Raw genomic sequence first — 24279 nt, forward strand, 5'->3', positions numbered from 1 at the left:
CCGCTAGCGTGCCTGGCATGACCGCCGACCTGCTGATCACCGACGTCCGGCCCTGGGGCGGCCCCGCCTGCGATCTCGTCGTCACCGACGGCGTGATCGCCTCGACGCGGCCGGCCACGACGCACGCCGCCTCCGGGCCGCCGGCCGTCGATCCGTCCGCAACGGTGGTCGAGGGCCGCGGCCGGTTGGCGCTGCCCAGCTTCGCCGACGTGCACGTGCACCTCGATTCCACCCGGCTCGGGCTGCCGTTCCGGCCGCACACGGGGGCGCCGGGGGTGTGGGCGATGATGCTGAACGACCGTCGGAACTGGCGCGACGCCGAGGCGTCCATCACCGAGCGCACCACCTCGACGCTGGCGATGATGATCGCGCGCGGCACCACCGCCGTCCGCAGCTATGCGCAGGTCGACGTCAACTGCCGGCTCGAGCGGTTGGACGCCGTGCTGGCCGCCCGTGAGGCGCACGCCGGTCGCGCCGAGGTGCAGGTCATCGCCTTCCCGCAGGCCGGGCTGCTGCGCGAGGCCGGCTCGACCGAGGTGCTGGCCGATGCGCTCGCCTCGGGCGCCGACGTGGTGGGCGGCATCGACCCGTGCGCGCTGGATCGCGACCCGGTGCGGCACCTCGACCTCGTCTTCGGCCTGGCCGATCGCTTCCAGGTGCCGATCGACATTCACCTGCACGAGCCCGACCAGCTGGCGAAGTTCTCCACCGAATTGATCCTGGAGCGCATCCGGGCCCTGGACCTGCGCGGCCGGGTGACGATCTCGCACGGCTACGGGCTGGCCAAGCTGCCCGAGCCGGAGCTGCGGTCGCTGCTCGAGCAGTTCCGCGAGTGGGACGTCGCGATGGCGACGGTCGCCCCGCCGAGCGCGTTGCCGACGCTGCTGCTGGCCGAGTACGGCGTCCGGCTCGGCCTGGGCGAGGACGGCCAGCGCGACTACTGGTCGCCCTACGGCAACGCCGACATGCTGGATCGCACCTGGCAGCTGGCGTTCACCAACGGCTTCCGGCAGGACCGGCTGATCGAACACTGCGTCGCGATCGCCACCCGCGGCGGACGGGCCGTGCTCGGAACCGACGCCCCGCTCGCCTCGCTCGACGACCGGCCGGGCGTGGCTGTGGGGGACCGGGCCGACCTGCTGCTGGTGCCGGGCGACACCGTCACCGCCGCCGTGATGGACCGCAGCCCCGACCGGACCGTGCTGCACCGCGGCGTCGTGGTCGCCGACGGCCTGCAACTTCTCTGAGTGGACCGTGGGAACGGTCCGCTACAGCTCGTCGGTCGGCTCGTAGTTCTCCGGGTCGGGCGGACAGCCCGGCTCGATCGCCGTCATCGTCAGGTGCCGCCGCCACAGCAGGTACCCGATCAGGGTGAGCAGCAGCGAGGTGGCCGCAAGCGACGGCAGCGAGAACGCCACCGCCGGTGCCAGTGCGCCGGCAATGGCGGCGTTGGCCACCAGCGACACGAAACTCTGCACCGAGGACGCGGCCCCGCGGTTGGCCGGGAACAGGTCGAGCATCGCCAGGGTCAACACCGGGAACGCCAGCGCCACGCCGAAGGTGACCACCGGCAGCAGCGCCACGGCCCAGGGCAGTCGTTGGGCCGACGGCAGCAGCATCAGCGCCAGATTGACGGTGCCGCCGGCCAGGCTGATCAGGTAGCCGGCGGTGGCCATCCGGCGTCCGGTGACCCGGCCGGCGAGGCGTCCGGACACCCACGAGCCGAGCACCATGCCCGAGATCAACGGCACGAACAGCACCCAGAAGTCCTGCTCTCCCATGCCCAGCAGGGTGACCACCACCATCGGCGCCGCCGAGATGTAGACGAACATGCCGCCGAAGTTGACCATGCCGGCCAGCGCCAGCCGGCGTCCGTCCCGGTTGGTCCACACCGCCCACAGCGACGCGAACAGGGGGCCGACCCGCAGCGGCGTGCGGGCCTGCGCCGGATGCGTCTCGGGCAGGAACAGCCACACCAGCCCGACCAGCACCACCCCCAGCCCGGTCAGGAACCAGAAGATGCCGCGCCAGTCGCCGTGCGCCAGCAGCCACCCGCCGACGATCGGGGCGAGCGCCGGGGCCAGGCCGAAGATCATCGCGATCTGCGACATCACCCGCTGCGCCACGTCGCCGCTGAAGATGTCGCGCACCATCGCCCGGCTGATGATCTGGCCGGCGCCGGCGCTCAGGCCCTGGACGGCCCGGCCGACCAGCAACCAGCCGACGCTGGGTGCCACCGCGCAGGCCAGCGACGCCAGCACGAACAGGGCGCCGCCGGCCAGGATCACCGGCTTGCGGCCCACGGCGTCCGACAACGGACCGTGGAAGAGGCTCATCACCGCGAACGACAGCAGGTAGACGCTGATCAGCTGCTGCAGCACCAGCGGCGAGGTCTGAAGGTCGGCAGCCATCTGGGTGAAGGCGGGAAAGATGGTGTCGATCGAGAACGGGCCCACCATGCCCAGCCCGGCGAGAATGGTCAGCAGCAGCGGCTGCGGGGGCAGGGTCTGGTGGGTGGCCTTCAACACCGGGACATTGTGTCAGCCCCGGCCCGGGCTACCCGCTCCACCTCACGCCCGTGCGCAGCTGCAGCGGCTCGCGCTGGCCACCGACGTGAATGACGTCGCGGCCGTCCACCGTGAACTGGGACGCGTGGGCGTGCAGGGCCGGCAGTAGCTCGTCGTAGTGGTCGGCCAGGTCGAACCACTGCACGTTCGCCGACGTGGGCGCGCTGCCGTCGCGATGGATCGACACCACCTCGGCGAACGCCACCGAGGCCACCGCGGCGGCGGCCCGCGCGACGTGGTGCGCATGCACGTGGTCGGGGTGGCCGTAGCCGCCGTCGGCTTCGTAGCTGATCACCAGGTCGGCGTCCCAGGCGGCCAGGAAGGCGGCCAGGTCGTCGGCGGCGTCGGCAACGGCGGCGCTGGTGAACGCGTCCGGTCCGGCGTCCGAACCAGGTCCGGCGACCGTCTCGGTGACCCAGCGCATGCCCGAATCGAGGTAGCGCCGCGGGGGCAGTCCCGGCGCCCGGGCCGGTGCCAGGCCGAGGAAGAACGGTCCGTCCGCGCCGAGCACGGCCAGGGCGGCGGCCAGCTCGCCCTCGCGGTGGGCGTCCAGTTCACGGCTGCCGGCCAGGTGGGACAGCGGCCCGGGGACCACCTCGCCGCGCTCGCCCCGGGTGGCGGTGACGACCGCGACGGCCACCCCCGAGCGGGTCAGATGCTGGATGAGCGCCCCGGTCGCCAGGGTTTCGTCGTCGGGGTGGGCGTGGAAGAACACCACCCGGGAGCGTCCCTCGAACACGTCGGTCACCACAGCAGCCTCCGGTAGTTCAGGTCGAGCAGCAGGGCGGTCACGTCCCACGAGAACCGCCGCGCGTGGATCTGGGCGACAGTCCCCATCCGCTGCAGCAGGGCGGGCCGGCCCAGCAGCCGGGTGATGGCGGTGCCCCAGTCCTGCGGCTGCCGGGAATCCATCAACTGCCCGGTCTCGCCGTGCACCACGGCCTCGCGCAGCCCGCCCGCCGCCGACGCGATGACCGGGGTGCCGCACGACTCGGCTTCGAGCGCGATCAGCCCGAAGGTCTCCGAATGCGACGGCACCAGCACGATGGATGCGCCGCGCATCAGCTCGGCGAGCTGCTCGCGCGGCTGCGGACCGATGAAGCGCACCTTGTCCTGCAACCCGTGCGTAGCCACCAGGGCGTGCAGGTCGGCCTCGTAGGCGGCGAAGTCGGCGGACACGTCGCCGGCGATCAGCAGGTCGGGACGCAGCGCGGCGGGCACCTCGGCCAGCGCCCCGATCGCCAGGTCGGGGCCCTTCAGCGGCTGCAGCCGGGCCGCGTACAACAGGTACCCGCCCGAGGCGGTCGGGTCGGACGCCCCGGCGTGGAACACCGTACGGTCGACCCCGGGTGGCACGATCACCACCCGGTCCGCCTCGGCGCCGCAGCGCTCCACCACGGTCCGCGCCTCGGCGGCGCTGATCGCGATCACCAGGTCGGACGCCGTGGCGACCAGTGCCTCGCCCGGCACCCGGGCCGGCGACTCGGGCGGTTCGCCCTCGGACAGCGCCGAGCCGGGCAGGGCCGCCACCGAATGGAAACTCTGCACGTGCGGGACGCCCCACGCGCGCGCCACCGGCAACGCCGCCACCCCCGACATCCAGTGGTGCGAATGCAGCACGTCGTAACGCTCGAGACGGGCGAGCCCTTCGGAGAACTCGTCGATGTGGGCGTCGATCAGCGACTTGGCGAGTTTGGTGGCGGGGCCGGCGGGCAGGTGCCGCAGCCGCACGGCGTCCGACAGGTCGACGACGTCGGGCTGGTCGGGGTCGCTGCGCCGGGTGATCAGGTCGACCCGGTGCCCGAGTTCGGCCAGCGCGAACGCCTGGTGGTACTCGACCACGTTCATGCCGCCGGCGTCGCCCGAGCCGGGCAGGTCGGCCGGTGAAGTGTGCATCGAGACGAAGCCGATGCGTAGCGGGCCTGGCACCCCCTCACCCTAGTGGCCGGACCGTCACCAGCCGAGTGCCGTCAGGTCGGCGTCCAGGGCGGGCAGGGCGCGGTCGCCGAAGTGCCGCACGTGCAGCAGCCGGTGATGCAGGCCGAGCACCAGCGCCCGGCGCTCGAAGTCGACCGGCAGCGGCAGGTCGGCGGTGTAGCCGGTCCAGAACTCCGCCGGCAACGGGTAGCGGCTCGGGCCCAGCATGTAGGCGAGGTCGAGTTCCCGGTCGGCGAAGCTGACCTCGGGGTCGACCACCCAGCGCCCGTCGACGATGTTGCCCGTCCACAGGTCGCCGTGGGTCAGCACCGGGATCGCCTCATCCGGGAGTTCGGCGGGCAGCGGCCCGTCGCAGGCGCGTTCCAGCCGGTGCCGGAAGTCGTCCGGCAGCCGCGGGTCGCTCAGATGCACCCGCACTCGGTGTTCGGTGAAGAACTCCGGCCATCGCGCACTGAACGGGTTGTGCTGCGGAAACCGGCCGGAGTAGTTGTCGCGGTGCCACCCGAACGCCTCGCCGGTCACCCGGTGCAGGCGGGCGATCGCGGCGCCCAGGGCGGGCCAGTCCGGCTCGCCGTGGACGTGCTCCAGCACCAGGACCCGGCTGCTCACCGCCAGCACGGACGGGGTGGGGACGCCCGCCGCGGCCAGCGCGGCCAACCCGTCGACCTCGCCGGCGACCGGGTACGGGCAGCGCTTCACCACCACGACCCGCCCGTCGGTCAGCACCGCCCGGCTGGTGCGGCCGACCAGGCCGCCGCCGATGGGTTGCTCGGTCACCGGCGCGGGCAGGTCGGCCGGCCAGTCGGTGTCGTCGTCGCGCTGGGGTGCGTCCACGGCCCAAGCATGGCCCCGGATGGCCCGTGGGGAGGCCTGGACGTCGCCGGTCGGGGTTCACGGTCGGTATCAGCACCGCCGGCCCCTTCTCCTGCTGGGCATGGCTCTCATCACCGATGTCACCGACGGTCTGGCCCTCTGCGTTCTCGGCGACGGCAGCGTTGCGCACCTCGACCGGCGCGGCCCGCGCACCTGGACGCTCGTCCACACCGCGGCCGACGGCACCACGCTCGCCGTTCTCGACCAGCGCCGCCGGATGGCCGACCTGCTGCCGCACCCGGCCGAGCCCGCTCTGCTCATCGCCACCCCGAGCCGCGGCATCGAGCGCGTGGAGGTCGGTGCGGGCGTGCTTGCGATCCAACCGCTGGCCGCGCTGCCGTCGGCCCTCACCCTGGGTGCCGCGAACGACGGCACGGCCATCGCCGCCACCGGCGGAGCGGGCCGTAGCCGCTATCTGCTCGACCCCACCACGGGCGCGCTCACCTCCGCCGGGAAGGCTCCGGCGGCGCTGCGCGACCTCTCCGCCCACCCCGACGATCCGGGCGCATTGCTGGCGTTGGCCGGTTCGGCCGCGCGCGTGCGGCTGTACACGCTGCGCCCTGGGGCGCCCCCCGAGCCCGGGCCGCTGCTGCCCCGGGCCACTCGGATCGCCGCGGTCGGCGCGGGTGAGCCGGGGCTGCTGGTCGGTTACGACGACGGCCGGACCGAACTGACCACGGCGACGGCCGGTGCCGCCGCTGTCGTGCTGGACGCCGGGGCCGGGCCGGTCTGGGGGCTCGCCGTCCACGGAGGCGTCGCCCACATCGGCACCGGGCCCGAGGTGCGCACGGTGCCGCTGGCCGCCCCGCCCGAATCCCCGGGTGTCGACCTGGCGCTCGACCCAACGCACTACCTCGGCTCGTGGACGCGGGTGCGGCTCACCTGCCACGGCGGCGTCGACGCCGACCAGCTGACCTTCCTGGTCGACCCACCCGAGGGCGGCCTGGTGTCGGCCTCCCGCGACGCCAGCTACGACCCCGCCTCCCCCGACGTGCTGCTTGCGCTCGGCGGCCTGGTCGGCGACTACAAGCTGGTGGCCCTGGACGCCGCCACCGGCGACGTGCTCGGCGCCACCGGCTTCGCCGTGGTCGACGTCCACCCGGGACCGGACGGGCCGCCGGTCGCCCTGATCGGTCCGGCCGACGGTGCCGCTCCCGACGCCGCCTGGGGCGGCGGCGACCCGTACGTGCCGCAGAACACCGACGTCCGGCCCCGGCGCGGTGATTGGCGGGTCGCCGTCGTCGTGGTCGAGACGGCCGACCAGCCCACCCTGTCGGCGGCGGACGCGACCGCCCTGGAGACCGAGCTGCGAGACGAGATCTTCAGCGGCGTGAACCGCGGCGGGGTGGTCGAGTCGACCCGGCTGTACTACCGGGAGGTGTCAGACAACCAGTTGAACCTGGTCGAGACGGGCATCGTGGTGCCCGTCCGGCTACCGAACAACTGGGACAGCTACGTCACCCCCGAAGCAACCGGCCGCACCCAGGGTGACGGGCTGTCGAACTTCTCCGTGGCGGCAGTTGCCCAACTGGTGGCGCAGAACGTGGCCCGGGCGGCAATGGGGCAGGCTCCGGTGCTCGACCTGGAAGCCGTCGACTCGCTCGTGCTGGTGCTGCGGTCCATTCCCGCCGACCCGACCACCTCGTATCCCGGGCGTCACCAGTGGCCCTACGCCACCCGGCCCGGCGGGTACCAGCAGGACTTCATCGTCGGCTACAACTACCTGCCGGCCCCGCTGGGGTCGATCGGCATCCCGCGACTGCGCCGCCTGCAGGCACTCACCATGCCCACCACCTGGACGACGATCTCTAGCGGCCGGACGATAGCGGAGACCGTCGGCCACGAACTGGGGCACAACTTCGGCCTGCACGACGCCTACTGGAAGAGCACCCACGAGGCGCAGTACCAGACTCGGGAGCTGGGCGGCTGGGACCTGATGGGCACCGAGAACGGCGCGCCCCAACCGTCCGCGGTCGAACGGATGATGCTGGGCTGGGTGCCCGCGGCACAGGTCCTCACGCTGTCGGTCGGGGTGGCCGGCTACGTCGACGAGGAGGTCACCCTGCACCCGGCCAGCGCCGGCGTCCCGGTGCCGCCCAGACGCCGACAGGCCGTCGAGCTGCGGATCGCCGACGGTCGCAACTACTACTTCGAATACCGCCGCGACCGGACCGCCGCGCTCAGCGACCAGACCATCCCCGAGGATTTCGTGGTGGTCGGCACCGACTACATCTCGGGCGACACCCCGCCGACGCAGCGGCGTCCGCTGGTGCTGCTGCGCGACGATCCGGACGCCGACGGCGCGACCTTCGGCCTGGGTGACGACTACCGGGAATCGGACACCACCGACCCGTCGTACCCCAACGACTTCGCGATGACGGTGCTCGAGACGGCGGCCGACTTCGCCCGGGTGCGGCTGCGGTACGCCGATGCCAAGCCCGACCCGTCGATCCTGCCCTGGTCGCAGAGCTCGAACTGGAAGAGCCCCGACCTGCGGGTGGAGAACCACCGCAACCGGCAGAACGCCGACCCGCAGCTGCGCGACGTGCCCTGGGAGGATCACGACAACTGGATCGTGGCCAAGGTGCGAAACACCGGACGCGACGTCGCCCGGGACGTCGAGGTGTCGTTCGCAGTGAAGGACTTCACGCTGGGCGCCGGTGCGGAGAAGCCGCTGGGGTCGGTGGTCATCCCGCTGCTCAACGCGGGTCAGGAGGTCGAGGTCACCTCACCCGACGTGTGGAAGCCGCCGCCGCTGTCGTCGCTGCAGCCGTGGCTGACGATCCGTCCGCACTACTGCGTGCTGGCCCGGATCACCGCCCAGCCGGACGAGATCACCCGCGACAACAACGAGGCGCAGTCCAACCACACCCGGCTGATCTCGGCGTCCGCCTCGCCCTCGACCCGGGAGACCGGCGTCGTGCGGGTCACCAACCCGCACCCCGTCCCGGCCCGCTGCCGAGTGGTCGTGCAGCAGAGCGACCCGCTGTCCCGCAGCTACCTGGAGCACGCCTGGGTGCTGCTCGAGGCGGGCGGGGAACGCGAGGTGCGGTTCTGGACCGAGTCGATGATCGGCGACACCAGCCTGGACGCACTCACCCGGGAGCGCCGCAGCGCCGCGTGGGAGCTGCCCAACAGCCTGCGGCTGACCGGGGTGGCCGACACCGGCGAGGGGTGTCACGGCGACACCACCGGTGGTGCCCATGTGACGGTGGCGGCCGGGCGCCGGACCCGATTCGTCGATCTCGAGATCGGCAGGGGTTACGCGCGCGGCCGCATCGAGGTCGAGGAGGACGGCAGCGGGGTGTGGGGCCGGGTGGTGATCAGCCTGCGCGACGACCCTCGCGGGGACGACGTGGGGGTGTTCACCGGCGAGGTGCGCGACGGCGACTTCGGTGTCGAGTTCGGCGACCGTGAACGGTGGCCGCGCATCGACGAAGCGCGGGTGGGGCAGGGCGAGTTCGCCGGCGGCTACTCGGTGGCGCCCTGCCTGAGCGACTGGGTCGAGGTGCGCTGAGGCCGGGTCGGTCGGCGTCGCTAGCCGGGCGAGGAGTAGCCGACGATCGTGGTCTCCAGCTCGAATCCGAGCCGTCGGTACAGGGCGGTGGCCGCATCGCGTTGAGGCGTGGCCTGCACGGTCAGGTTCACGTTGCGTTGCGGCGCCGCCGCCATGATCGCCCGGCACACGGTGACCAGCAGGCCCAGTCCGCAGCCGGCGCCCCGGCCCTCGGGGGCAATTGCGAGGTAGTCGAGATAGCCCGCCCCGTCGGCCTGCACCCGACCGGAGGCGTAGCCCAGGAAGCGGTCGTCCTGCGCGGCCACCAGCGTGAGCAGGTCACCGCCCGGCCGGCTCTCGTGGACCAATTGCGTGGCGGTCGCGTAGGTGTCGGGGAACTCCGCAGCGTGCAGAGGCTCGATCGCGGCCAGGTCACCGGGCAGCGGCGTCCGCACCCGCGGGTCGTCGGCCGGCCAGGACGCGGCGGCGTCGGCCCCGACGACGAAGACGTGGTTCGGCACCGAGGCCGTCCAACCGAGTTGCGCGGCCAGGGCGGCCATACCCGTGTTGGCGACGTCGCCGGAGAACTCGTGCCGGGTGACGCCTGGCGGGCAGGCGCCGACCGCCGCCTCGAGCAGCGGACGCGCCAGGGCGTCCCAGCGCCCCGGAGCGACCCAGGGCCCGAGGATCCAGCTGCGCCCCAGCTCGGTGTCGCTGTCGGTCACGGTCGCACCCGCGATGAGGCCGCAGGCGTCGGTGACGATCAGCGCGGAGGCAGGCCACGCGTCGCCGAGTTCCTCCAGTTCGGCGAGCAGGCCGTCGCGTTCGGCGCCGATGTAGCAGGTGGCGTTGGCCGGCTCGGCCTGGCGCTGGGTGATGAAGTCGACCAGGGCGTCCAGTTCGTGCTCGCGCAGCGGCCGGGGCGTGACCATGTGCTCAGTCTGGCAGGCCCATCAGGTTGCCGCCGATCTCCCAGGCGACGGCCCGCGCAACTTCGACCGCCAGCGGTTCGTCGTACCTGATGACGCTCAGCTCGGTGCGCCACAGCCGCCCCCGCGGCAGTGTCGTCGCCGGCTGCGCGGCCCCGTCGTCCCCGTCCAGCTTCACCGAGGGCGTCGCCCGCAGGAGTGGCTGGTCGCAATGCAGCACCTCCAGCGCCCCGCCCGCGTCGGTGACCCGCCATGGCCTCCCCTGATGCACTGCCGAGATGCGCGCGGCGAGCGCGTCGGCAGTGAGCGCGCGCTCGCTCACGATCGTCAGATCGCGTGTCATATTAAGTTCCCCCGTTGCTCCAGGTCCGTCACTCGTGGCCCTGCCCGGCACAGTGTGCCAAGCCATGGGGTCGGCCGGGAAGTTCCCATGTGGGGGACACGGCCGTGCGCCCGGCTGCCACAATGGCGCGATGGCCGAATCCGACATCGCCTGCGCCATCATCGAGGGCCGCCTGGCGGCCGAGGTGGTGCTGCGGACCGACGAGGTGATCGGCTTCCTCGATCACCGTCCGGTGTTCAAGGGTCACGTCCTGGTCTGCCCGACGCGGCACGTCGACACCCTGCTCGACCTGCCCGACGAACTCGTCCTGCCGCTGATCGGAGCCTGCCGCCGGATCGCCGCCGCGATGGGCCCCGCGCTGGGCGCCCAGGGCACCTTCGTCGCCATCAACAACGTGGTCAGCCAGTCGGTGCCGCACCTGCACGTCCATGTCGTGCCGCGCTCGAAGGGGGACGGGCTACGCGGGTTCTTCTGGCCCCGCACGAAATACGCCGACGACGAGGCGGCGACGTACGCCACCCTGCTGCGTGAGGCGCTGGCGGCAGCCGGCTGAGCGGCCTGAAATGGGGACTGTCCCCATTTCAGGTCAGGCGTGCACCGCGTCCGTCACCTCGGGGGCGGCGGCGCGGGCCTGGGCAGCGGACGCGTCGTCCGGCTGCTCGGCGGCGGCCCGCTCGGCCTCGACCCGGTCGCCGTAGGCGTCGAGTTCGGCCTGCCGGCGGGCGTCGTCCCAGCCCAGCCGCTCGGCCGCCAGGGCGGCGATCTCGGGCAGCGCGGCAAGCCCCGAATCGGCGATCTCGTAGGTGAGCCTGGTCCGGTTGACCAGCAGGTCCTCCAGGTGCAGCGCGCCCTCGTGACTGCAGCCGTAGGCGATCTCGACCCGCAGATAGTCGGGGGCGTACTCCAGCGGCCGGGCCAGGTCGGCCTGCTCGCGGCACAGCGCCATCAGGGTGTGCAGCTCGCTGCCGTAGCGGTCGAGCAGGTGCAGCACCCGGGCCTCGTCCCAGCCGAACTCGGCACCCAGCGCGGCCGCCCGCGGCACCAACGCCCGGTAGCCGGACCCCCCCAGCAGCGGGGTGCTCGCGGTCCGCGACGGGGACGTCCGCGCAGCCTCGCCCAAGGCGAAGTCGACGGCGTCCTGCGCCATCACCCGGTAGGTGGTCAGCTTGCCGCCGGCGATGGTGACCAGTCCCGGCGCCGCCTCGGTGACGGTGTGCTCGCGCGACACCTTGGTGGACGCCGTCCCGTCGCCCTTGGTGGCCGGCTGCAGCAGCGGGCGCAGGCCCGCCCAGGTGCCGATCACGTCGTCGCGGGTCAACGGACGTGACAGCACCACGTTGGCGTGCTCGAGCACGTAGTCGATGTCGGACGCCGAGGCGACCGGGTGGGTGAAGTCCTGGTGGTAGGGCGTGTCGGTGGTGCCGATCACCCAGTAGCGCTGCCACGGAATGATGAACAGCACCGACTTCTCGGTCTGCAGGATGAACCCGACCTCGCCGTCGAGGCGGTCCTTCGGCACCACGATGTGGATGCCCTTGGACGCCAGCACCTTCAGCCCGCCCTCGGCCTCGGCGAGATCCTGGGTGGTCTCGGTCCACACCCCCGCGGCCGCGATCACGTGCCGGGCCCGGACGGTGAACTGCTCACCGCTCTCCAGGTCGGTGACCAGCGCCCCGCTGACCCGCCCGCCCGTCTTCACGAAGTCGGTCACCTTCGTGCGGCTGGCGGCCAACGCGCCGTTCTGGACGGCGGTGCGCACCAGGGTCAGGGTGAGCCGCGAGTCGTCCACCCGGCCGTCCCAGTACTGGATCGCACCCACCATCACGTCGGGCCGGACGTCGGGGAACAGTCGCCGCACGCCGGCCAGGGTGTGGTGCCGGTGGAACGGCGACGTCGCCTTCGCGCCGAGCCGCGCCAGCAGGTCGTACAGCGTGATGCCGGCGGCGACGTAGGGGCGCTCGACGAACCGCTTGGTCAGCGGGTACAGGAACGACACCGGCTTGACCAGGTGCGGGGCGATCGTGTCGAGCAGCAACTCGCGCTCGTGCAACGCCTCGTTAACCAGCTTGAAGTCGAGTGCCTGCAGGTAGCGCAACCCGCCGTGCACCAGCTTGCTCGAGCGTGAGGAGGTGCCGCTGGCCCAGTCCTGGGCCTCGACGATGCCGGTGCGCAGGCCTCGGGTGACGGCGTCCAGGGCTATGCCGGCTCCGGTCACGCCGCCGCCGACGACGAGCACGTCGAGTTCGTCGGCCGCCAGCCACCGCAGGGCGTCGGCGCGGCTGGCGGGGTTCATGGCGGTGACGGACATCGGCCCTCCTGGGATCGCGTGCGGGGATGGAACACCCCGACTTCCGATCAAACTAGAGGCCACAGATTTACGCAACCGGACCGTTCACATATTCGTGGCGTGGAAGTCGCCGGTCTGGTGTGCGACCGCACAGGTTCACCCGTAGACTCCGACAATCTCCCGCACCGAAGGGGGAGAGACATGAGCCGGGCCACAAGCCGCGGGTCGAGGAGGATGCATGCTGCAGTTGGGCGCGACCAGCCTGGCGATCGTCGCCACCATCGCCGCCATAGCGTTGGTGAGCCTGTTGTACGCGGTCTGGCTGCGACGCAAGGTGCTCGCCGAGGACGAGGGCACCAGCCGCATGCAGGAGATCGCCCAGGCGGTGCAAGAGGGTGCCTCGGCCTATCTCAACCGCCAGTTCCGCACCCTCGGTGTGTTCGCGGTGATCGCTTTCGGGTTGCTCTTCCTGCTGCCCGGAGACCTGTCGGTGAAGATCGGCAGGTCTCTTTTCTTCCTGCTCGGTGCGGGCTTCTCTGCCGCGATCGGTTACCTCGGCATGTGGCTGGCGGTGCGCGCCAACGTGAGGGTCGCGGCAGCCGCGATGCAGCCCGACGGACGCCGGCACGGCGCCAAGATCGCCTTCAACACCGGCGGCGTGGTCGGCATGTCGGTGGTCGGCCTGGGCCTGCTGGGGGCTGCCGCGGTGGTGCTGATCTACCGCGACCAGGCCCCCTCGGTGCTCGAGGGCTTCGGTTTCGGCGCAGCGATGCTGGCCATGTTCATGCGGGTCGGCGGCGGCATCTTCACCAAGGCCGCCGACGTCGGCGCCGACCTGGTCGGCAAGGTCGAGCAATCGATCCCCGAGGATGACCCCCGCAACGCTGCCACGATCGCCGACAACGTCGGTGACAACGTCGGCGACTGCGCCGGCATGGCCGCCGACCTGTTCGAGTCCTACGCCGTCACCCTGGTCGCGGCGCTCATCCTGGGCCGGGCCGCCTTCGGCGAGCAGGGCCTGGTGTTCCCGCTGCTGGTGCCGGCGATCGGCGCCCTGACCGCGGTGCTGGGCATCGCCACGACGAAGATCCGCGGTGAGGAGTCCGGGCTGAGCGCCATCTACCGCGGCTTCTACACCTCGGCCGTCGCCGGCGCCCTGCTGGCCGCCCTGGCCGCGTTCATCTACCTGCCGTCCACCTTCGCCGCCCTGCCCGCGGTTCCGGACGCCGTCCGCGACCTGCCGGGCGACCCGCGGCTGATGGCCGCGGCGTCCGTCGCCATCGGGATCGTGTTGGCCGGCGTCATCCTGTGGCTGACCGGCTACTTCACCGGCACCGATTCCAAACCGACCATCCACGTCGCCCGTACCTCGCTGACGGGCCCGGCCACGGTGGTGCTGTCCGGCATCGGCGTCGGCTTCGAGTCGGCCGTCTACACCGCCGGCATCATCGCCGCCGCGATCTGCGGAGTGTTCCTGATCTCGGGCGGCTCGATGATCCTGTCGCTGTTCATGATCGCCCTGGCCGGCTGCGGGCTGCTCACCACCGTCGGCGTCATCGTCGCCATGGACACCTTCGGTCCGGTCAGCGACAACGCGCAGGGCATCGCGGTGATGAGCCACGACGTCGACGAAGAGGGGGAGGCGATCCTCACCGCCCTGGACGCCGACGGAAACACCACCAAGGCGATCACCAAGGGCATCGCGATCGCCACCGCAGTACTGGCCGCGACGGCGTTGTTCGGTTCCTACACCGACGCCGTGAACCACTCGCTGGGCTCGCTCACCGAGCTGGCCGGTGGCGCCATCGTCCAATCGATGCTCACCTACGAGATCGTGTCGCCGATCACGCTGGTCGGGGTCATCCTCGGGGCGGCGACGGTGTTCCTGTTCTCCGGCCTGGCCATCGACGCCGTCACCCGGGCCGCCGGGGCGATCGTGTTCGAGGTGCGGCGGCAGTTCGCCGAGATCCCCGGCATCATGACCCACGAGGCGCGCCCCGAGTACGGCAGGGTCGTCGACATCTGCACCCGCGACTCGCTGCGCGAGCTGGCGACGCCCGGCCTGCTGGCGGCGTCCGCCCCGATCGCGGTCGGGTTCGGTCTGGGTGTCGGACCGCTGGCCGGGTTCCTCGGCGGGGCGATCACCGCCGGGGTGCTGATGGCGGTGTTCCTGGCCAACTCCGGCGGTGCCTGGGACAACGCCAAGAAGATCGTGGAGGACGGACGCTTCGGCGGCAAGAGCTCGCCCGCGCATGAGGCGACCGTGATCGGCGACACCGTCGGCGACCCGTTCAAGGACACCGCCGGTCCGGCGATCAACCCGCTGATCAAGGTGATGAACCTGGTGGCGGTGCTGATCGCCCCCGCCGTGGTGGCCCTGTCGGTCGGCGAGGGCGCCAACCCGGTGCTGCGGATCGCCATCGGCACCGTGGCCGGCCTGATCGCCATGGGCGGCGTCGTCTGGTCGCGGGTGAGGGCCGCTAAGGTCGACGTCGAGGGCCGCCTCGAGCACGAGATGCACCTGGTCGACGACCAGCCGGACGCCGCCGAGGTCAGCAGCGCAGACCGCTGATCGACGACCGCAGGTCACAAAGCGGTAAAGGCGTCGCCGCGACGGGTACGAAAACGCCGGGTGGGTGTTTCCTAGTGGTGAACATCAACCACGGGGGGGACCATGTTCAGCAACGAACCCGCAGCGATCACCGCCGCGATCCGCAACGGCAGCCTTCAACAGGTGCAGGCCGAACCGCGCCAGCAGCCCACCGGGCGTGCACTCGAGGTGGGCCGCAGCCAACCGGTCGGGGCCCTCATCCGCCGCTGACCTGAAATGGGGACGGTTCCATTTCAGGCCATTCTCATCGGAAGTCCCTGGACGACGCCGAGCTCGGCTCTCTCAGCCCGGCCGGCCTGAAAAGGAACCGTCCCCATTTCAGGCCGATCTCAGCGCGTGCGGCGCTGCCGCCAGGTGGCGAGCTCGGTCTCGACGTCGACGAGCCGGACGACGACCGTCGGCCCGAGCGCGGGCCGCAGGTAGTGCTCGCGAATCCGGCTGTTGAGGTCCTCGACGATGGCGCGCGCGGTGCTCTCGTCGCGGACGTCGTCGAGCGTCTGCTGGATGCGCTCGGCCTCGCGCCGCAGCATCAGCGGCCCAGGCAGCACGGGCTCCAGGTTCTCCCGCTTCAGCTTCGCCTTGATCCACCAATCCTCATCGGGATCCAGTTGCAGCGGCTGCCCGGCGCCCGGCAGGTTGTCGAACTCCCCGCGCTCGATCGCCTCGCGGATTTGCCGGTCGATCCAGGACTCGTACTGCACGGCGTCCAGCGTAGGCGTCGACCACCTCCCACGCCGTCGGCGGGATTGCGCGCTCGCCCGGCCCAAGGTCACAGGCGGGTCTCAATCGGCGCTCCGCATTGTCGCTGTAACAATGCTGCGCCAGTATGCCGAGCAGTTGTTCGCTCAATCGAGGAGAGATCGTGTTTTCGAGTCACAAGCGCGTTCGCGCCGCCCTGGCGGGTGTCGCGGCGCTCGGCCTGACCGGCCTGGCCGCCTGCGCCAACTACAGCACCCCGACCACCGCGGCCCCCGAGGGCTCCGCGTCCGGCGGAGCGGTGTCGCTGATCGAGCCGGGCAAGCTGCTGGTCTGCACCCACCTGTCCTACAAGCCGTTCCAGTTCAAGGACGACTCGGGCACGGTTGTCGGCTTCGACGTCGACATGATGGACCTGGTGGCCAAGAAGCTGGGGGTCACCCAGGAGATCGTCGACATCGACTTCTCCCAGATCACCTCGGGTGCGGTCTTCGCGGCCAAGAAGTGTGACGTCGGGGCCGCGGCCGTGACGATCACCGACGAGCGCAAGCAGGCCGTCGACTTCTCCGACGCGTACTTCAAGGCCACCCAGGCGCTACTGGTGAAGTCCGACGCAACGATCACCGACCTGGCTGGGCTCAAGGGCAAGGTGCTCGGCGTCCAGACCGACACCACCGGCCAGATCTACGCCGAGAAGAACAAGGACGCCAACGGCTACACCATCAAGGTGTTCGACGACATGCCCTCGCAGCTCGCCGCCGTGCAGGCCGGCACCGTCGACGGCGCGGTCAACGACAACGGCGTCGTCTTCGACTACGCCAAGGAGAATCCCACCACCAAGGTGGTCACCGAGTTCGACACCGGTGAGCAGTACGGCTTCCTGACCCAAAAGGGCAACACCGCCATGGTGGACACGATGAACGAGGTGATCACCGCGGCGAAGTCCGACGGCAGCTACAACGACATCTACAAGAAGTGGCTCGGCTCGGAGCCCCAGGCCTGATCCGTGAGCGGCTGCCCGCGTCCGACCTGGACGCGGGCAGCCCCGTCAGTAGTCCCCACCACCGCCAGGAGGCCACGTGACCACCACCACCGCGGATGCGCCCGCCCGCAAGCGGCTGTCGCCGAGGAAGCGCGCCCAGCGCGCCCGGATCATCCAGTACGCCGGCCTGGGACTGATCGTGCTGCTCGGCGTCCTGTTCGTCGACGGGCGTCAGATGGTCAACGTGTTCTTCCGGCCGGACGTGATCGCCAAGACGATCGCCCCCGAGCTCGGTCGGGCACTCCTGAACACCGTCATCTACACGATCGGCGCGTTCATCTTCGGCCTGATCCTGGGCACGGTGCTCGCCCTGATGCGGTTGTCGTCGGTGGCCGTCAACCGCTGGCTGGCCAGCATCTACATCGAGTTCTTCCGCGGTGTTCCGGCGATCATCGTGTTCATGGCGTTCAGCCTGCTGCCGCTGGCGATCCCGGGCCTGCGGCTACCGCTCGATCCCTACGGCGCGGTGTGGATGGCGTTGGGGCTGGTGGCGGCCGCCTACATGGCCGAGACCATCCGGGCCGGCATCCAGGCCGTGCCCAAGGGGCAGTTGGAGGCGGCCAGGTCGCTGGGCATGCCGGCCGGCATGGCCACCCAGAAGATCGTGTTGCCGCAGGCGTTCCGGATCGTCACACCGCCGCTGACCAACGAGTTGATCCTGCTCACCAAGGACTCCTCGCTGGTCTACGTGCTGGGCCTGACCAGCGAGGCGTACGAGCTGACCAAGTACGGCCGTGAGCTCGCCACCACCTATGCGAACCTGACGCCGCTGGTTATCGCCGGCCTGTCGTATCTGATCATCACGCTGCCGCTGACCTTCCTGGTTCGGCGGCTGGAAGCCCAAGCTACGAAGGCACGGTGACATGACCACGACAACGATTCCGACTGGTCTGCGCGACGACGAGATCCAGATCTACGACCTGCACAAGAGCTTCGGCGACGTCGAGGTGCTGAAGGGCATCTCGACGATCATCCACCGCGGCGAGGTGGTGTGCGTGATCGGTCCGTCCGGCTCGGGCAAGTCGACCCTGCTGCGCTGCGTGAACCTGCTCGAACAGCCGACCAAGGGCCGGATCTTCATCCTCAACGAGGAGATCACCGACCCGGACGCCTTCTTCGACGACCTGCGCACCAAGATGGGCATGGTCTTCCAGCAGTTCAACCTCTTCCCGCACCTGACCGTGCTGGACAACTGCACGATCGCGCCGATCAACGTGCTCAAGAAGAAGAAGACCGACGTCGAGAAGTTCGCACTGGAGAACCTCGCGAAGGTCGGCTTGGAAGACCGCGGTCACTCCTACCCCGCCCAGCTGTCCGGCGGCCAGCAGCAGCGGGTGGCGATCGCACGGGCGCTCACCATGGACCCCGAGCTGATGCTGTTCGACGAGCCCACCTCGGCGCTCGACCCCGAACTGGTCGGCGACGTGCTGTCGGTCATGCGCGACCTGGCCAACTCGGGCATGACCATGATGGTGGTCACCCACGAGATGGCGTTCGCCCGCGAGGTCGCCGACCGCGTGATTTTCATGGACGGCGGCGTGATCGTCGAGGAGGGCCCGCCCGACGAGGTGATCGGCAACCCGCGGCACGAGCGGACCAAGACCTTCCTGCGCCGGGTGCTCGACCCGACCCACGCCGACCCGGGCGAAGAGGACGCCGCCTACGCCAAGCGACACGAGGTCGACGGTGTCCGTGACTCCGAGGGCTCGTCGCAGGACCTGCACCCGCCGACGCACTGACGCCCCGGCGTCCGGTCCACATTGCGTTCCGACGCCGAGTCGGCCCCTGCCGAGCCCGCCGCCGGGCCTGTGCCTGCCCGCGGCGTCCCGGCGATAGGGTGCTGGGCGGAAGCCGTCCACAGCGAGGAGACCCATGGCTGAGCCGTCTGCGCGCAAGCGGGTGCTCTTCCTGTTCTCCGACACCGGGGGCGGGCATCGCTCGGCGACCCTGGCGCTGATCGAGGCGCTCGGCCTGGAGTTCCCCGACACCTTCGACTGCAAGATGGTGGACGTCTTCCGCGACTACCTGCCGGCGCCGCTGCGCTACGCCCCAGAGATGTACCCGCCGATGACGAAGTTCCCCGAGACGTGGGCGATCTCGTACCGGACGACGGACGGCAAGCGCCGCTCGCGCGCGGTGATACGGGTGCTGTTCCCCTACGTGGCGCGGTCGATCCGCCGGCTGTACCGGGAGAACCAGGCCGACATCATCGTCTCGGTCCACCCGCTGGTGAACACTGCGATGCTGCGCACGATGAAGTCGAACCCGACACCGTTCATGACGGTGGTCACCGACATGGTCACCACCCACGCCTTCTGGTTCGACCGGCGCGCCGACCTGGTCGTGGTGCCCACCGAGGAGGCCCGCGAGGTGGCCGAGGAGTACGGCATCCCCGAGGGGAACGTCCGGGTGGTGGGGCTGCCGACCGCCGAACGGTTCCGCGTCCCGCCCGCCGACCCGATGGAGTTCCGCGACGAGCAGGGCTGGCGTCGCGACCTGCCGGTGATCCTGGTGGTCGGCGGCGGTGACGGCATGGGTCCGATGGAGGCCGTGGTCAAGGCGATCAACGAAGCCGGGCTCAAGGCCACCCTGGTCGCCATCTGCGGCCGCAACGAGGCCCTGCAGCAGCGCCTGCGTGATCTCGACTGGACCATGCCGCACCACATCTACGGCTTCACCACGCAGATGCCCGACTTCATGGCGGCGTCCGACATGCTGGTCACCAAGGCCGGCCCGGGCACGATCAGCGAGGGCTTCATCGCCGGCCTGCCGCTGGTCATCTACGCCCGGCTGCCCGGCCAGGAGGACGGCAACGTCGCCTACGTGGTCAAGAAGAAGGCGGGCGTGTGGGCGCCACGTCCGCACCAGGTGGTGGACGCCGTCCGCCGCTGGGTCGAGGACCCGGCAGCGCTGGCCAAGGCCGCCGAGGCGAGCCGCCGGGTCGCCAAGCCGGACGCCGCCCGCCAAATCGCCCGGATCATCGCGGACCGCGTCGGGGTGTACAGCCCGGCGCGGTGACGGCTCGTCCCTCATCCCGGGGGATGCCGGGGATCCCTTTCGGCGCGTCGGGCAGAGATCCCGGGGCACGCAGGAATGACAAGGCACCGGGCCCGTCGGGTCACTCGTCGAAGGCGTTCACCATGAACTGCGCGGCCCGGACGAGGTAGTCTCGCATCGCCTCGTCGGCCTCGGCGTCCAGGTGCAGGCCGTCGAGGGCGGCCAGCATGTGACGCAGCCAGCGGTCGCGCTGGTCGGGGGTCACGGCGAACGGCAGGTGGCGCATCCGCAGCCGGGGGTGGCCGCGCTGCTCGCCGTAGGTCTTGGGCCCGCCCCAGTACTGTTCGAGGAACATCCGCAGCCGGTCGGCGGCCGGGCCGAGATCATCCTCCGGGTAGAGCGCGCGCAGCGGCGGGTCGGTCGCCACCCCGGCATAGAAGGCGTCCACCAACGCGACGAAGGTCTCGTGCCCGCCCACCCGGTCGTACATGCTCTGCGCCGTCTCCACCCGACCAGCCTAGAACCTGAGAAACACGCCCATGAACCTGTGAGCGACACACCAGGCTTTGGGATTATTGGTCGCATTGACTACTCTGGAAGAGGTGTCCGAAAGAACTTCCCCGGCACCATCCGGCAGAGTGCAGACGAGTGAACCAGTGACTGAGACCAAGACAGACAAGACCGAGACCGCAGCGACGACGGCCGACGAGAAATCGAAGCTGTTCAACCCGATCCAGCTGGCCGGTGGCGCCCTGGCGGCGGTGACCAGTGCCGCCGTCGGCTCGAACCTGGGCGTGGCCGGCACCCTGGGCGGCGCCGCGGTGGCCAGTGTGGTCGCCGGTGTCGCCGGCGCCCTCTACACCCGGGGGCTGGAGAACACCCGCGACGGCGTGAAGAAGATCGTGCTGCGCGACCCGGACGGCAATACCGAGGTGATCACCGTCACCGACGAGGGCGACACCCAGGAGTCGTCCCTACAGCAGACCGCCATCGCGTCCGACAGTGACCGTCCCGCCACGACGAGCGGCCCCGCCACGCCGGTCCGGGGTGCCGCGGCCAAGCGGCCCGCCGGCTGGAAGCGCCCGGTGGCCATCGCCGGCGGCGTCCTGGTCACCGCCGCCACCACCTTCGTCATCGCGATGGGCCTGATCACCGGCTGGGAGGTCAGCACGGGCCAGACCCTGGACGGGCAGAGCGGCACCACGATCGGGCAGCGCCGGTCCTCGGCGACGCCGAGCGCGACCCCCAGCGCGACCCCCAGCGCGAGCGCCAGCGCCACCCCGACCGAGAGCACCAGCACCGAGCCCTCGGCGACGCCCACCGCGTCCGAGACGCCCACGGCGACGCCGACCGAGTCCGCGACGACCGAGCCCAGCGCCGAGCCGTCCGAGACCGAGGTGGCCCAGGAGGCTGCGACGGAGGCCGCGCCCGTAGGGGAGTGACAAACTGTCGGAGCCGTCGGCGATGCTGACGCCATGACGCAGCCAGTGCTGGTCAGCCTGCCCACCCATGGGCCGTTCTCGCTTCGCGAGTCGGCCCTGTTCGGGTTCGGGCATCGTGACGAACAGTCCTTCGACGGGGTGCTCCGGCTCGCCTTCCGCGTCGACGGCGACTACGAAACCGCCGCCGGGGTGGCCGTGCGCCAGCACGGCGACACCCTCGAGCTCACCATCGAGTCGGACGCCGACCCCGCCGTCATCGCCGCCCAGGTGGGCCGGATCATCTCCTGCACGCCGGCCGCGGAGAACTTCGCCGCCCTGGGCGCCCGCGACAGTGTGATCGGTGCCCTGCAGGCGGCCGCACCCGGGCTGCGGCCGGTGCTGTTCCATTCGCCCTACGAGGCGGCGGTATGGGCGATCATCAGCGCCCGCCGCGCCCGCGGCCAGGGCATCAGGCTGCGCGAGCGGCTGAACCGCGAACAGGGCCGCGTCCTCGACGTTGCAGGGGCCGAGGTGAGCTGCCTGCCCGGCCCCCGGCGGCTGCTCGAACTGGACGCCCTGCCCGGGCTGCCCGCCGACCGGCTGCCCAGGCTGCACGCAGTGGCGCGGCGGGCGATCGAGGGGGGCCTCGGAGTCGACCACCTCACCGCCCTCGGCCAGCAGGCCGCCGAGGCCGAGTTGCAGACGCTGCCCGGCATCGGGCCCTTCTACAGCCAGCTGATCAGCGTGCGGGCCACCGGCCTCGACGACGCCCTGCCGACCGCCGAACCGACCAGCCGAGCCCTGATCGCCGACCTGTACGGCGTCGACGCGGGCGCCGACGAGGCGCTGCGCACGCTGGCCGAGGGCTGGCGGCCGGTGCGTGCCTGGGCGATGGTGCTCATCCGCGCGGCCGCCCAGCGTCTGCCCTCCGGGGGGCTGACACACTTGGCCGGGTGACCATCCACGACACGCACCCCTTCGCGACGGGCCAGCCGCGGCGTCCGCTGCGCCGGTTCCGCGGCCGGCTCCCGGCGCCGGTGACCATCTGGGCGGCGCACAACGAGCCACGCCCGGCCGGCCTGACGGTCTCGTCGGTGGTCGTTGCCGACGGCGAACCGGGCGAGGTGATCGGCCTTATCGACCCCGCCTCGGAACTGTTCGAGGCGGTCATCGGGCAGCACCGGTGGGCGGTCAGCCTGCTGGCGCACGACGACCGTCAACTGGCGGACGCGATGGCCGGCCTGGCCCCCGCCCCCGGCGGTCCGTTCCGGCTGGCGCAGTGGCGCGACACCGACTGGGGTCCCGTGCTCGCCACGTCGCCGGGGTGGTTGGGTGCACGGCTCGCCGCCGAACCGGTCGAGACGGGGTGGTCGATGCTCGTCCGGGGGGTGGTCGAGGCGATCGAGATCGACGAAGGAGTCGCACCCGTCGCCTATGTGCGCGGAAATTACCGACAATTGTGAATATCCGTCCGACGAGCGGCAATGCGGCGAATTCGCGATGATGAGAACGCGAACATCGGGGTTTAGTGCACTCGATGGGTTTGCCGAAAGGACGCGGCTCAACGTAAATTTGACGACATCGGGCCAACGGGGGGAACCGGAAGGAGACTGATGGATCCCATCGGCATGCTCGTCGCCGCACTGGGTGCCGTCGCCGCGTTGAGCGTGGTCTTCGCCCTTCAGGCAGCACTGCGCCGCCGTCGGCTCCTGAAGCGACGCGAGCCCGCCCAGTGGGTCGCGTTCGAACTCGGCGCTTCCCAGGGTCGTGGCCCGATCGCCGGCCCGGACGCCGTCGACAGCGGCTCGGCGGTCGAGTTGGACGGCATCTTCCGAGGCGACCCCGATGCCGCGAAGGAGACGCCCTACGCGGGCAGCCCGGACCGGCGTCCGCCGCGCTGACGCGCAGGGCTTTTCGTCACTGCGGCCGCAGCGTCGGGCCGACCGTATTGACCGGCCCCTCCGAGACGGGGCCGAAGGCGTCCGGCACCCACAACAGGTAGAGCGCCACCACCGTCATCAACGCCACCAGCCCCACCGGTGGCCCGGCCACCGCGAGCAGCAGCGGCAACAACCCGTCGCGGCGCACCGGCGACAGGGCGAGGAAGCCCGAACCGGCCACGAACACCAGAGCCCCCAGCACCGCCACGAAGCCCGGCACCCCGTTGCCGATCAGCGGCGGCAGGGGCATCGCCGACCAGGCGCCCCAAGCCAGCAGCAGCACCGCCCCGGCCACCATCGCGCGCACCACCCAACGATCGGCTGGACGCCCCACCTCGCCGCTGCTGCCGGGCATGAACCCGGCCGCGGCCTGCAATCTGGTCGGCTCGACCGCGCGTTCGGCCGGGTTCGCGGCCACGCCGCGCGGCCGCGTCCGGGCCAGCCGGGTCGCGAACAGTCCGGCCATCACCAACAGCGCGAGGCCCACGACGAACAGGATCCAGCCGGCCACCGGGAACGGCTGGCCGCCCGCATTCTGCGCGACCCACGCGCCGGCCAGCCAGCCGCCGACGGTGGCGGCGACCAACGTCCCGAAGCCGAACCGGTGATGGCCGAAGTAGCGGGCCACCGACACCCCGCCCCAGAGCACCAGGCTGCGGAACCGGCCGGCCCGGTACTGGCCGGCCCCGGGGTCGCCCAGCGCGGCATAAAAAACCTCGTCGGCGGCGCATTGCCGGGCGAAGCGTTCGGGTCGCGCGGCAGTACTGGCCCGGTCGGTCAGGTGGTCGTGCACCAGCACGGCCAGGGTGTGCCGGCCGTAGCTGGCCACCAGTCCCCACAGCACTCCGGGCACGCTGCCCAGGTCGGTGCTGCCGGCCGGAACCCTCACCCAGCGGTGCTCGGCGTCCGGCGGGGTCGGGTCGGTGGGCAGCAGCGCGTCCAGCTTCGGCGGCAGCGGCTGGTGCGGGGCGTAGGCGAATGGCGTCGTCAGGGTGAACAGCCTGGGCGTGTCCACCCGCAACGTCACGCCGGTGGTGTCCGGGCCCGAACCGGGCGGCAGCGCGTAGGGCATGGGCCGACTATCGACCGCCACGGCGTCCACGGCAAGTGGTTGGATGGTTGGTGGGTCGAGCACGAGG

The 24279-nt window shown here is 71.3% G+C and carries 23 protein-coding genes; 13 read left to right on the top strand and 10 right to left on the bottom strand.

The window, feature by feature from the left end; translation table 11 throughout:
- The first annotated feature begins 17 nt into the window (after positions 1 to 17).
- Positions 18 to 1247, top strand: a complete 1230-nt coding sequence (locus OIE40_RS00725; protein WP_264698852.1) for an amidohydrolase family protein — start codon at positions 18 to 20, stop codon at positions 1245 to 1247.
- 21 nt (positions 1248 to 1268) lie between these two features.
- Here the strand turns inward: OIE40_RS00725 and OIE40_RS00730 are convergent, their stop codons facing one another.
- The 4 genes from OIE40_RS00730 to OIE40_RS00745 are packed head-to-tail and all read right to left on the bottom strand — an operon-like array spanning position 1269 to position 5339.
- On the bottom strand, positions 1269 to 2528 hold the full coding sequence (locus tag OIE40_RS00730) for a multidrug effflux MFS transporter (RefSeq protein WP_264698854.1): 1260 nt from the start codon (positions 2526 to 2528) through the stop codon (positions 1269 to 1271).
- Positions 2529 to 2556: 28 nt separating this feature from the next.
- Positions 2557 to 3315 carry a PIG-L family deacetylase gene (locus tag OIE40_RS00735; RefSeq protein ID WP_264698856.1) on the bottom strand — a complete coding sequence of 253 codons (759 nt, stop codon included), beginning with the start codon at positions 3313 to 3315 and terminating at the stop codon, positions 2557 to 2559.
- On the bottom strand, positions 3312 to 4496 hold the full coding sequence (locus OIE40_RS00740) for a glycosyltransferase (RefSeq protein WP_264698858.1): 1185 nt from the start codon (positions 4494 to 4496) through the stop codon (positions 3312 to 3314). The genes OIE40_RS00735 and OIE40_RS00740 overlap by 4 nt, the downstream gene beginning before the upstream one ends.
- Positions 4497 to 4520: 24 nt before the next feature.
- The gene (locus OIE40_RS00745) at positions 4521 to 5339 is read right to left on the bottom strand and encodes a fructosamine kinase family protein (protein ID WP_264698860.1); all 819 of its coding nucleotides are present in this window, start codon (positions 5337 to 5339) and stop codon (positions 4521 to 4523) included.
- A gap of 100 nt (positions 5340 to 5439) precedes the next feature.
- Here OIE40_RS00745 and OIE40_RS00750 point away from each other — a divergent pair, with 100 nt between their 5' ends.
- Positions 5440 to 8895 carry a metallopeptidase domain-containing protein gene (locus tag OIE40_RS00750; protein ID WP_264698862.1) on the top strand — a complete coding sequence of 1152 codons (3456 nt, stop codon included), beginning with the start codon at positions 5440 to 5442 and terminating at the stop codon, positions 8893 to 8895.
- A gap of 20 nt (positions 8896 to 8915) precedes the next feature.
- On the opposite strand, the gene OIE40_RS00755 is transcribed toward OIE40_RS00750, so the two are convergent.
- The gene (locus OIE40_RS00755) at positions 8916 to 9806 is read right to left on the bottom strand and encodes a GNAT family N-acetyltransferase (RefSeq protein ID WP_264698864.1); all 891 of its coding nucleotides are present in this window, start codon (positions 9804 to 9806) and stop codon (positions 8916 to 8918) included.
- A 4-nt stretch (positions 9807 to 9810) separates the two neighbouring features.
- Positions 9811 to 10146: a hypothetical protein gene (locus tag OIE40_RS00760; RefSeq protein WP_264698865.1), complete on the bottom strand. Its 336-nt coding sequence runs from the start codon at positions 10144 to 10146 to the stop codon at positions 9811 to 9813.
- 130 nt (positions 10147 to 10276) lie between these two features.
- On the opposite strand from OIE40_RS00760, the gene OIE40_RS00765 reads away from it, so the two are divergent.
- Entirely contained in the window at positions 10277 to 10699 is a 423-nt protein-coding gene (locus OIE40_RS00765) for an HIT family protein (RefSeq protein ID WP_264698867.1), read from the top strand.
- 33 nt (positions 10700 to 10732) lie between these two features.
- Here the strand turns inward: OIE40_RS00765 and OIE40_RS00770 are convergent, their stop codons facing one another.
- Positions 10733 to 12454, bottom strand: a complete 1722-nt coding sequence (locus OIE40_RS00770; protein ID WP_264698869.1) for a glycerol-3-phosphate dehydrogenase/oxidase — start codon at positions 12452 to 12454, stop codon at positions 10733 to 10735.
- A gap of 217 nt (positions 12455 to 12671) precedes the next feature.
- Here OIE40_RS00770 and OIE40_RS00775 point away from each other — a divergent pair, with 217 nt between their 5' ends.
- Positions 12672 to 15005 carry a sodium-translocating pyrophosphatase gene (locus OIE40_RS00775; RefSeq protein ID WP_264698871.1) on the top strand — a complete coding sequence of 778 codons (2334 nt, stop codon included), beginning with the start codon at positions 12672 to 12674 and terminating at the stop codon, positions 15003 to 15005.
- A gap of 102 nt (positions 15006 to 15107) precedes the next feature.
- Positions 15108 to 15254: a hypothetical protein gene (locus OIE40_RS00780; protein ID WP_264698872.1), complete on the top strand. Its 147-nt coding sequence runs from the start codon at positions 15108 to 15110 to the stop codon at positions 15252 to 15254.
- 119 nt (positions 15255 to 15373) lie between these two features.
- On the opposite strand, the gene OIE40_RS00785 is transcribed toward OIE40_RS00780, so the two are convergent.
- A complete protein-coding gene (locus OIE40_RS00785) occupies positions 15374 to 15745 on the bottom strand; it encodes a DnaJ family domain-containing protein (RefSeq protein WP_264698873.1) in 372 nt (123 codons plus the stop codon).
- Between the two features lie 161 nt (positions 15746 to 15906).
- Here OIE40_RS00785 and OIE40_RS00790 point away from each other — a divergent pair, with 161 nt between their 5' ends.
- The 4 genes from OIE40_RS00790 (at position 15907) to OIE40_RS00805 (ending at position 19800) form a co-directional block, all read left to right on the top strand.
- The gene (locus OIE40_RS00790; RefSeq protein ID WP_264698875.1) at positions 15907 to 16743 is read left to right on the top strand and encodes a transporter substrate-binding domain-containing protein; all 837 of its coding nucleotides are present in this window, start codon (positions 15907 to 15909) and stop codon (positions 16741 to 16743) included.
- Positions 16744 to 16819: 76 nt separating this feature from the next.
- Positions 16820 to 17644: an amino acid ABC transporter permease gene (locus OIE40_RS00795; RefSeq protein ID WP_264698877.1), complete on the top strand. Its 825-nt coding sequence runs from the start codon at positions 16820 to 16822 to the stop codon at positions 17642 to 17644.
- Position 17645: 1 nt separating this feature from the next.
- Complete coding sequence (locus OIE40_RS00800) at positions 17646 to 18521, top strand: amino acid ABC transporter ATP-binding protein (protein ID WP_264698879.1); 876 nt, start codon at positions 17646 to 17648, stop codon at positions 18519 to 18521.
- 133 nt (positions 18522 to 18654) lie between these two features.
- Positions 18655 to 19800, top strand: coding sequence for an MGDG synthase family glycosyltransferase (locus OIE40_RS00805; RefSeq protein ID WP_264698881.1), 1146 nt, complete (start codon positions 18655 to 18657; stop codon positions 19798 to 19800).
- A gap of 100 nt (positions 19801 to 19900) precedes the next feature.
- Here the strand turns inward: OIE40_RS00805 and OIE40_RS00810 are convergent, their stop codons facing one another.
- The gene (locus OIE40_RS00810) at positions 19901 to 20287 is read right to left on the bottom strand and encodes a globin (protein WP_319805183.1); all 387 of its coding nucleotides are present in this window, start codon (positions 20285 to 20287) and stop codon (positions 19901 to 19903) included.
- Positions 20288 to 20435: 148 nt separating this feature from the next.
- Between OIE40_RS00810 and OIE40_RS00815 the strand changes: the two genes are divergently transcribed.
- From OIE40_RS00815 to OIE40_RS00830, 4 genes are all read left to right on the top strand, one after another.
- Positions 20436 to 21221 (top strand): hypothetical protein, encoded by a 786-nt coding sequence (locus OIE40_RS00815; RefSeq protein ID WP_264698883.1) that lies wholly within the window; start codon positions 20436 to 20438, stop codon positions 21219 to 21221.
- A gap of 33 nt (positions 21222 to 21254) precedes the next feature.
- Positions 21255 to 22157, top strand: coding sequence for a DNA-3-methyladenine glycosylase family protein (locus OIE40_RS00820; protein ID WP_264698885.1), 903 nt, complete (start codon positions 21255 to 21257; stop codon positions 22155 to 22157).
- Entirely contained in the window at positions 22154 to 22663 is a 510-nt protein-coding gene (locus OIE40_RS00825; RefSeq protein ID WP_264698887.1) for a flavin reductase family protein, read from the top strand. Before OIE40_RS00820 ends, OIE40_RS00825 begins: the two co-directional genes overlap by 4 nt.
- A 150-nt stretch (positions 22664 to 22813) precedes the next feature.
- The gene (locus tag OIE40_RS00830; RefSeq protein ID WP_264698888.1) at positions 22814 to 23101 is read left to right on the top strand and encodes a hypothetical protein; all 288 of its coding nucleotides are present in this window, start codon (positions 22814 to 22816) and stop codon (positions 23099 to 23101) included.
- 16 nt (positions 23102 to 23117) lie between these two features.
- On the opposite strand, the gene OIE40_RS00835 is transcribed toward OIE40_RS00830, so the two are convergent.
- Positions 23118 to 24212 carry a DUF1353 domain-containing protein gene (locus OIE40_RS00835; RefSeq protein WP_264698890.1) on the bottom strand — a complete coding sequence of 365 codons (1095 nt, stop codon included), beginning with the start codon at positions 24210 to 24212 and terminating at the stop codon, positions 23118 to 23120.
- Between the last annotated feature and the right edge of the window lie 67 nt (positions 24213 to 24279).

The sequence above is a fragment of the Micropruina sonneratiae genome (genome assembly GCF_025972045.1).
Taxonomy (GTDB): Bacteria; Actinomycetota; Actinomycetes; order Propionibacteriales; family Propionibacteriaceae; genus Micropruina; species Micropruina sonneratiae.